Annotated in this window: 8 protein-coding genes; 4 read left to right on the top strand and 4 right to left on the bottom strand. The window is 72.0% G+C overall.

Annotated features, from left to right (window positions below; all coding sequences use genetic code 11):
- Nucleotides 1-958, top strand: a 958-nt coding sequence (locus HW577_RS16790; RefSeq protein WP_198377298.1) for a tetratricopeptide repeat protein, incomplete at its 5' end; no start/stop codon positions are given.
- 180 nt (nucleotides 959-1138) lie between these two features.
- Here HW577_RS16790 and HW577_RS16785 read toward each other — a convergent pair.
- The 4 genes from HW577_RS16785 to HW577_RS16770 are packed head-to-tail and all read right to left on the bottom strand — an operon-like array spanning nucleotide 1139 to nucleotide 3868.
- Nucleotides 1139-1888 (bottom strand): FkbM family methyltransferase, encoded by a 750-nt coding sequence (locus HW577_RS16785; RefSeq protein WP_198377297.1) that lies wholly within the window; start codon nucleotides 1886-1888, stop codon nucleotides 1139-1141.
- Complete coding sequence (locus HW577_RS16780) at nucleotides 1885-2334, bottom strand: SAM-dependent methyltransferase (protein WP_198377296.1); 450 nt, start codon at nucleotides 2332-2334, stop codon at nucleotides 1885-1887. The genes HW577_RS16785 and HW577_RS16780 overlap by 4 nt, the downstream gene beginning before the upstream one ends.
- Nucleotides 2331-3215, bottom strand: a complete 885-nt coding sequence (locus HW577_RS16775; RefSeq protein WP_198377295.1) for a VOC family protein — start codon at nucleotides 3213-3215, stop codon at nucleotides 2331-2333. The genes HW577_RS16780 and HW577_RS16775 overlap by 4 nt, the downstream gene beginning before the upstream one ends.
- Nucleotides 3212-3868, bottom strand: a complete 657-nt coding sequence (locus tag HW577_RS16770; RefSeq protein ID WP_198377294.1) for a glutathione S-transferase family protein — start codon at nucleotides 3866-3868, stop codon at nucleotides 3212-3214. The genes HW577_RS16775 and HW577_RS16770 overlap by 4 nt, the downstream gene beginning before the upstream one ends.
- A gap of 119 nt (nucleotides 3869-3987) precedes the next feature.
- Between HW577_RS16770 and aptA the strand changes: the two genes are divergently transcribed.
- From aptA to HW577_RS16755, 3 genes are read left to right on the top strand one after another with little or no spacing between them, the layout of a single operon-like run.
- Complete coding sequence (gene aptA / locus HW577_RS16765; protein ID WP_198377293.1) at nucleotides 3988-5322, top strand: omega-aminotransferase AptA; 1335 nt, start codon at nucleotides 3988-3990, stop codon at nucleotides 5320-5322.
- A gap of 8 nt (nucleotides 5323-5330) precedes the next feature.
- On the top strand, nucleotides 5331-6119 hold the full coding sequence (locus HW577_RS16760; protein ID WP_198377292.1) for a response regulator: 789 nt from the start codon (nucleotides 5331-5333) through the stop codon (nucleotides 6117-6119).
- Nucleotides 6116-7150 carry a CobW family GTP-binding protein gene (locus HW577_RS16755; protein ID WP_332837745.1) on the top strand — a complete coding sequence of 345 codons (1035 nt, stop codon included), beginning with the start codon at nucleotides 6116-6118 and terminating at the stop codon, nucleotides 7148-7150. Before HW577_RS16760 ends, HW577_RS16755 begins: the two co-directional genes overlap by 4 nt.
- The last annotated feature ends 126 nt before the right edge of the window (nucleotides 7151-7276 follow it).

Below are 7276 nucleotides of genomic sequence, written 5' to 3'. Positions count from 1 at the left end.
CGAGACTGCGCGCATCGAGGTCCGCCGCGCGCGGGAGATGCTCGGCGACAGCCCGCAGACGCTGCTGCTCGCCGCCGAGGCCGAGCGCCTCGCGGGGCGGGAGGAGGCGGCGACGACCGCCTTCAAGGCGCTCGCCGCCCGGCCCGATGCGCGCTTCCTCGGCCTGCGCGGCCTGCTGCGCCAGGCGATGCAGCGGGAGGATTGGGCGGCCGCCCAGCGGCTCGCCAAGGAAGCCGAGGCGGTGAACCCTGGCGCGGCCTGGCTGCGGGAGGAACGGCAGGTGCTCGCGTTGCGCACGCGGGACTGGCGGGAGGCGCTGGCGCTGTCCCCGCCCGCCGGGCCACGCGCCGCGCTGGCGCTCGCGGCGTCGGAGCAGGAGGCGGATGCGGCGCGGGCGGCGGAGCTCGAGAAGCTCGCCTTCACCGCGGATCCCGCCTTCGCGCCGGCGGCGCTGGCGCATGCCAAGCGGCTGGCGGCCTCAGGCAGCGCGCGGCGCGCGCGGGCGGTGCTGGAACAGTCCTGGCTCGCCGCGCCGCATCCGGACATCGCCGCGGCCTGGCTTGCCGGCACCACGGAGAAGCTGGGTAAGGTCAAGGCCGCCGAAGACCTTATCCACCGCAATCCCGAGCACCCGGAAAGCCGCCTTCTGATGGCGCGACTGGCGCTGGAGGCCGGGCTGACCGGCCGCGCGCGGGGCGAGCTGGATGCGCTGGTGGCGGCCGGGGCGGCGGATCGCCGCGCCTACCTGCTGCTCGCACAGCTGGAGGAGGCCGAGCATGGCGACACGGCCGATGCCCGCGCCGCCCAGGCGAAGTGGCTGCGCGGCGCGGCCAATGCGCAGGGCGCGCCGCGCTGGCGCTGCGGCGCCTGCGGCGCGGAGCACAATGGCTGGAAGGCGGAGTGCGCTGCCTGCGGCACGGTCGGCCGCATCGCCTGGTCGGCACCGGCGAAGGGGTAGGCTGGCGCGCGGCAGATCGCGGCGCCCCCTGCGATCCGAGAGCCCAAGTCGCCAGAGGAGCAGAAGACCGGATCGAGGCGAAGCGTCGATCCGCGAGCGCGAAGCGCGACCGCGCCCAGCGCACCAGGACACGGCGCGCAAGCCCAGCCCGCACATGCGGGCGCCGGCTCCTGAGGCCATCTAGAAGATTCTCTCCGGCACCAGGCTCGCATAGACATCGCCGCTGTTCGCCTCATGCGGCAGTGCGGTGATCCAGTCGGCCATGGACGCGGCATCGATCGGCGAGGCGTGTTCGAAGCGCATGCTCTCCCCGAGGCAGGCGTTGAAGGCGCGGTAGCCGAGGGCGGCGAGCAACGCGAGGCAGTCCGCCGCGACGTCGCGCTGGATGGTGGTGAATTCGAAGGACAGGGCGCGCGGAGGGCGCGTGAGGCCGCGCAGCACCGCGGCCTCGAAGCCTTCCACGTCGATCTTCACGAAGGCCGGCAGCCCGTGGCGCATGGCCAGCGCGTCGAGCGTAGTGACCGGTCGCGCGATGGTCGCGTCCCAGCGCTGGCCCTCCCAGCCGGCTGCACCCGCGGCCGCGGCGATGAAGGCGTCCGACGCCGTCGCGACCGTCGGGTTGGCGGTGTTCAGGCGCAGCACCGCCTCCCCTTCCGTCGCGCCGAGCAGCGCCTGCACCAGCGTGATGCCGGGGTCGTCGCGGAACACCAGGCGCAGCGCGCGGGCGAGGCGAGGCTGCGGTTCCACCGCCACCACCCGCGCGCCGAGCCGGCGGAAGGCGAGCGTGCGGTCGCCCACATGCGCGCCGACGTCGAAGGCCAGGTCGCCGGGGGCGAGGAAGCGCGCATAGAAAGCATCGAGCAGCGCCGCGCGGCCCGGCGCGTGATAGGTGCGCAGCGAGGCGCCGACCGCCTTCGCGAAGCCCGTCATGCCGTGCGCGCCGGCTTGAGGTCGATCAGCGGCGTGCCGTCGACGCAGTCGAGGCCACGGACCGTGACGCCGTCCTCGGCGACCGCCACCACCTCCACCAGCGATGTCGCGATCGGGTTAGGCCGGTTCGGCGATCGCAGCGCGAAGGTGCCGGACGGCGCGCGCCCCTTCGGCGCCTGCACCAGCAGGTCCCGCCGCGCGAGGTGCATCCAGTACAGCACTTCGAGGCGATCGCCGGGGCGGATGCCGCGCAGCGCCGGGCGCCAGGGCGCCTCGACCTCGATGCGGCATTCGGGCCCGTCCGGCTGGCCGCGATGGGGGCATTCGGCCCGCGTCGCGAAGGGCGTGCGGATGCGGCCGATGAAGGCCAGGGCGGCATCGGCCCGGTCGGGCGCGCCGCCTTCCACCTCCCCTGGGCGCGTCGCGTGCCAGGCGGCGGCGCTCATGCGAAGACGACCGCGGCACCGGCGGCGAAGGCCGGCGGCACCATGACGCCCTGCGGCGCTTCGACCGTCGGGATGCCTTCCAGCACGCGCCGTGCGGCCGCGCCGCCATCTGCCGTGCGCACCACCATCCCCGCCATGAAGGGGGAGGCAGGCGGCGTCACGCCGGGCAGCACCGCGGGAAGTGAAGCTTCGGGGAGGATGCGCACGCGCGTTTCCATCACCGGGGCGAAGGGGCCGGCCGCGCGCGCCGCGCCGGGCAGGCGCAGCAGGAAGCCTCCGGCAGGGTCGGGTTCCACCGCCAGGCCCGACAGGCGGGACAGGCGCGCGGCGGTGTCGGCGGGTTCGGCGGCGGACAGGATCACCTCCTCCAGCGCTTCGGCCTTGTTCGCGTGGTCCATCCAGCGTTCCTGCCAGACCAGTTCGGGCGTCAGGTGGCGGATCAGCTGGATGCGGCCCTCGGGCGGGTCGGGGAAGGGCAGGCGGGCGAATTTCGCGATCGGGCCGCCGGCCTCGACCGGGCGTTCCAGCCAGGCGATGCCGGGAATGTCGAGCCCCGCGGCGCGCAGCCGCGCGAGATTCGCCTCCGGGTCCTCCATCGCCAGCGCCAGGATGTGCATCCCCGGGTAGCGCGCGAGGAAGGCGTTGAGCGTGTTGTCGTAGAGCGCCGGGTCGAGGATCGCGATCAGTTCGATATAGCCGTGCCGGAGGAAGGCGCAGCGATTGCCCGACCCGTATTTTTCGACCGGCAGGTCCGGCCTGCGCCGGCCCGATTGCTGGGCGATGGGCGAAAGCGCGAAGCCGAGCCTTTCGTAGGCCGCGGCCATAGGCCCGAGGTCGCGCGCGGCGACGCCCACATGGTCGATCGCGACGGCGGTGCTCATGCGGGGTTCTCGTATTTGTCGAGCAGCCAGGCGGCGGGCTCGGCCGCGGCCTCGGCGTACCAGCGCGCGACCAGGGGATGGGCGCGGACCGCCTCCAGGTAGGCGTGCGTTCCGGCGGAGAGCTCCGGCTGCCAGGTGATGAAGCGCGCGACGACCGGCGCGTACATCGCATCCGCCAGCGTGAAGCCAGCGCCGAACAGGAAGGGGCCGCCATGCTGCGCGCGGCATTCCGCCCAGATCGCCTCGATCCGGGCGATGTCGGCCAGCGCCTCCGGGGTGCGGCCCTGGCCAGGGAAGCTGCGGCCGAGATTCATCGGCATCGCCATGCGCAGCGCGCGGAAGCCGGCATGCATCTCGGCCGCGACCGAGCGCGCATGGGCCCGCGCGACGCGGTCGGCTGGCCAGAGGCCGGGGGCCTGCTCGGCGCAATACTCCGCGATGGCGACGCTTTCCCACAGCCGGGCGCCGTCATGTTCCAGGTAGGGCACCATACCGTTGGGCGATATGGTCTTGAGCGCGGTCGTTCCGCCCCCGCCGGCGAGCGGGATCACCACCTCCTCCACATCGAGCCCGGCGAGGCGCACTGCCAACCAGCCGCGCAGCGACCAGGACGAATAGCGCTTGGTGCCGATGACGAGGCGTCCCTTGGCCATGCCCGCGCCCTCCTTCCGGCGCGGGCGGAGACTGCCATGCCGGGGCCGCCCGGCGAAGCCCGCTTGCCCGGGGCCGTCCAAGGGTGTTCCTTGCGGGCCTGCCGAGCCCGGAGGCCCCGATGAACGAGATCAGCGTGCCGCGTCCGAATTCCCTGGACGCCTTCTGGATGCCTTTCTCCGACAACAAGTACTTCAAGGGCGACACGTCCCGGCTGCTCGCGCGCGCCGAGGGCATGCACTACTACACGCCCGAGGGGCGGGAGATCCTGGACGGGACGGCCGGCCTGTGGTGCTGCAACGCGGGCCATGGCCGGCGGGAGATCGTCGAGGCGATCCAGAAGCAGGCCGCGATCATGGATTTCGCGCCGACCTTCCAGCTGGGCCACCCGATCGCCTTCGAGGCCGCCGCCCGCGTCGCGGAACTCGCTCCCGAGGGCATGGACCGCGTCTTCTTCACCAATTCCGGCAGCGAAAGCGCGGACACCGCGCTGAAGATCGCGCTCGCCTACCACAAGGCCCGCGGGGAGAGCAGCCGCGTGCGGCTGATCGGGCGGGAGCGCGGCTATCACGGCGTCGGCTTCGGCGGCATGTCGGTGGGCGGCATCGGGCCCAACCGCAAGCAGTTCGGTGCGCTGCTGCCCTATGTGGACCACCTGCCGCACACGCATGGCCTGAAGGAGAACGTCTTCGCGAGGGGCGAGCCGCCGGCCGGCGCGTATCTGGCCGATGCGCTCGAGAATCTTGTCGCGCTGCATGGCGCCGAGACGATCGCGGCCGTGATGGTCGAGCCCGTGGCCGGGTCCACCGGCGTGCTCGTGCCGCCCGTGGGCTACCTCAAGCGGCTGCGGGAGATCTGCGACAAGCACGGCATCCTGCTGATATTCGACGAGGTGATCACCGGCTTCGGCCGCCTCGGCACCAATTTTGGCGCCGAGCGGCTGGGGGTGACGCCGGACATCATGACCATGGCCAAGGGGCTGACCAACGCCGCCGTGCCGATGGGCGCCGTCGCCGTGAAGAACGGCATCTACGACGCGATCGTGGAGGGCACCGCGGCGGGGATCGAGTTCTTCCACGGCTACACCTATTCCGGCCATCCGCTGGCAGCCGCGGCGTCCATCGCGACGCTCGAGCTGCACAAGACCGAGGACCTGCCCGGCCGCGCTCGTGCGATCGAGCCTTACTGGCAGGATGCGGTCCACAGCCTGAAGTCCGAGCCAAACGTGATCGACACGCGCGACATCGGCCTGATCGGCGGCATTGAACTGGCACCCCGCGCCGGCAAGCCCGGGCAGCGCGCCATGTCCGTCTTCCGCCGCTGCTTCGACGCCGGCCTGCTGGTGCGCGTGACCGGGGACATCGTGGCACTCTCCCCGCCGCTGATCGTCGAGCGCCCGCATGTGGACCGCATGGTCGGCACGCTCGCCGAGGCGATCCGCGCCGAGGCGGCCTGAGGGCCGGCATGGCGGAGCAGCAGGCAGAGGAGGAGCAGCCGCCGCCGCTGGTCGTGCTGCTGGTCGACCCGCTGGCCGGGCCGCGCACCGTCACGCAGCGCATGCTGGAGGCGGAAGGCCACACCGTCCATACGGGCGGCGACTGGGCGGCCGCCGAGCGCCATCTGCTTCAGCAGAAGGTCGAGGCGCTGTTCATCGGCCTCGGCGGCTTCGGCTTCGACGGGCTGAAGGCGGTGAAGGAGTTCCGCCGCCGCCTGCCGCCGCAGTGCGACCTGCCCGTGATCGGCATCGGGACGGGGCAGCAGCGGTCGGAGGACCAGCAGGCCTTCGATGCCGGCTGCGACGAGCTTCTGGTCCGCCCCTTCGAGCCCGAGATGCTGCGGGATGCGCTCGCCCGCGCCTGGCGCTTCCGCCGCCCACCGCAGCAATTGGACGAGGAGAGGCGCGCGGCCCTGCGCACAGTGCACGGACCGGCGGCGCTGGCCGCGCTGGACGATTCCGTGATCGCCGCACAGGCCGTCGTCGCCGCGCGCTTCTACGAGGACGGCGCCACCCCCGAGGACTACGCGGCGGTGGGCGGCGCCATGGCGGCCGCGCTGGACGGAATCGGCCTGGTCGCGGCGCGGGACGCCGCGGAACGGCTGGCGAAACATGCCGATGAGGGGCGGCGGCGCGTCTACCCGCTCATGTCCGCCCTGATCGCGGCGCGGGTCGCCCTGCGCCGCGACAGGATGATTGCGGCCCGCCAGGACCCCATATGGGCGGCGAGCGACATCACTCCCGGAGAGACCCAGTGAGCGAAACCAACGCGCGCGAGCCGGTGCCCGTCACCGTGCTGACCGGCTATCTCGGCGCCGGCAAGACCACGCTGCTCAACCGAATCCTGACCGAGAACCACGGCCGGAAATTCGCGGTCGTGATCAACGAGTTCGGCGAACTCGGCGTGGATAACGACCTCGTCGTCGATGCTGACGAGGAAGTGTTCGAGATGAACAACGGCTGCATCTGCTGCACCGTGCGTGGCGACCTGATCCGCATCCTCGGCGGGTTGATGAAGCGGCGCGATCGCTTCGATGGCATCATCGTCGAGACGACGGGCCTGGCCGACCCCGCACCCGTGGCGCAGACCTTCTTCGTGGATGAGGACGTCAAGCGCGCGACCAAGCTTGACGCCATCGTCACGGTGGTGGACGCGAAGCACCTGCCCGCGCGGCTGGCCGACAGCAGCGAGGCGCAGGAGCAGATCGCCTTCGCCGACATCATCGTGCTGAACAAGATGGACCTCGTCAGCGCCGAGGAAGCGGAGGAGGTCGAGCGCCGCATCCGCGCCATCAACCCCTATGCCGAGATCCGCCGCGCGACGAAGTCCGACGTGCCGATCGACGCGGTGGTCGGGCGCGACGCCTTCAACCTGGCCCGTATCCTCGAGCGCGAGCCCGAGTTCCTGTCGGGCGAGGACGAGCACGAGCATGATTCTGCGGTGAACAGCGTGTCCTTCGAGGTCGATCGCCCGATCGACCCGGAACGCTTCAATGCCTGGATCACCCAGGTGCTGGCCGCGAAGGGCCAGGACCTGCTGCGCACCAAGGGGGTGCTCCACTACGAGGGGGACAGCCGCCGCTTTGCCTTCCAGGCGGTGCACATGATCGCCGATGGCGACTTCATCGGCGAGGTGAAGGACGGCGATCCGAGGCGGTCCAAGATCGTCTTCATCGGCCGCGACCTGAACCGGCCCTGGCTGCGGCGGGGTTTCGAGGCCTGCCAGGCCGGCGAGGACGAGGCGAAGATCCAGGCGGAGATCGCGCGGTGGAGCCCGCCGCCGGCATGAGTGACGCGGCGTCGAAGCTCGGGGGAGGGGAACCTCCCCCGAACCCCCTCCCTTCTTTGTCGGTCTGGCTCCGGCCTCTGATGTCAGTTCTCAACAGACAGAAAAAGGAGGGGGCCCGGGGGAGTT

It is taken from the genome of Neoroseomonas rubea (assembly GCF_016106015.1).
Taxonomy (GTDB): Bacteria; Pseudomonadota; Alphaproteobacteria; order Acetobacterales; family Acetobacteraceae; genus Neoroseomonas; species Neoroseomonas rubea.
Note: the sequence above shows the minus strand (reverse complement) of the source record. Positions and strands in the feature narration are given on the sequence as shown.

Bases quoted from the DNA above. Each gene is read 5' to 3' on its own strand.
- HW577_RS16760 (WP_198377292.1), top strand. From the start codon at position 5,331: ATGGCGGAGCAGCAGGCAGAGGAGGAGCAGCCGCCGCCGCTGGTCGTG.
- HW577_RS16785 (WP_198377297.1), bottom strand. From the start codon at position 1,888: ATGACGGGCTTCGCGAAGGCGGTCGGCGCCTCGCTGCGCACCTATCAC.
- HW577_RS16780 (WP_198377296.1), bottom strand. From the start codon at position 2,334: ATGAGCGCCGCCGCCTGGCACGCGACGCGCCCAGGGGAGGTGGAAGGC.
- HW577_RS16775 (WP_198377295.1), bottom strand. From the start codon at position 3,215: ATGAGCACCGCCGTCGCGATCGACCATGTGGGCGTCGCCGCGCGCGAC.
- HW577_RS16770 (WP_198377294.1), bottom strand. From the start codon at position 3,868: ATGGCCAAGGGACGCCTCGTCATCGGCACCAAGCGCTATTCGTCCTGG.
- aptA (WP_198377293.1), top strand. From the start codon at position 3,988: ATGAACGAGATCAGCGTGCCGCGTCCGAATTCCCTGGACGCCTTCTGG.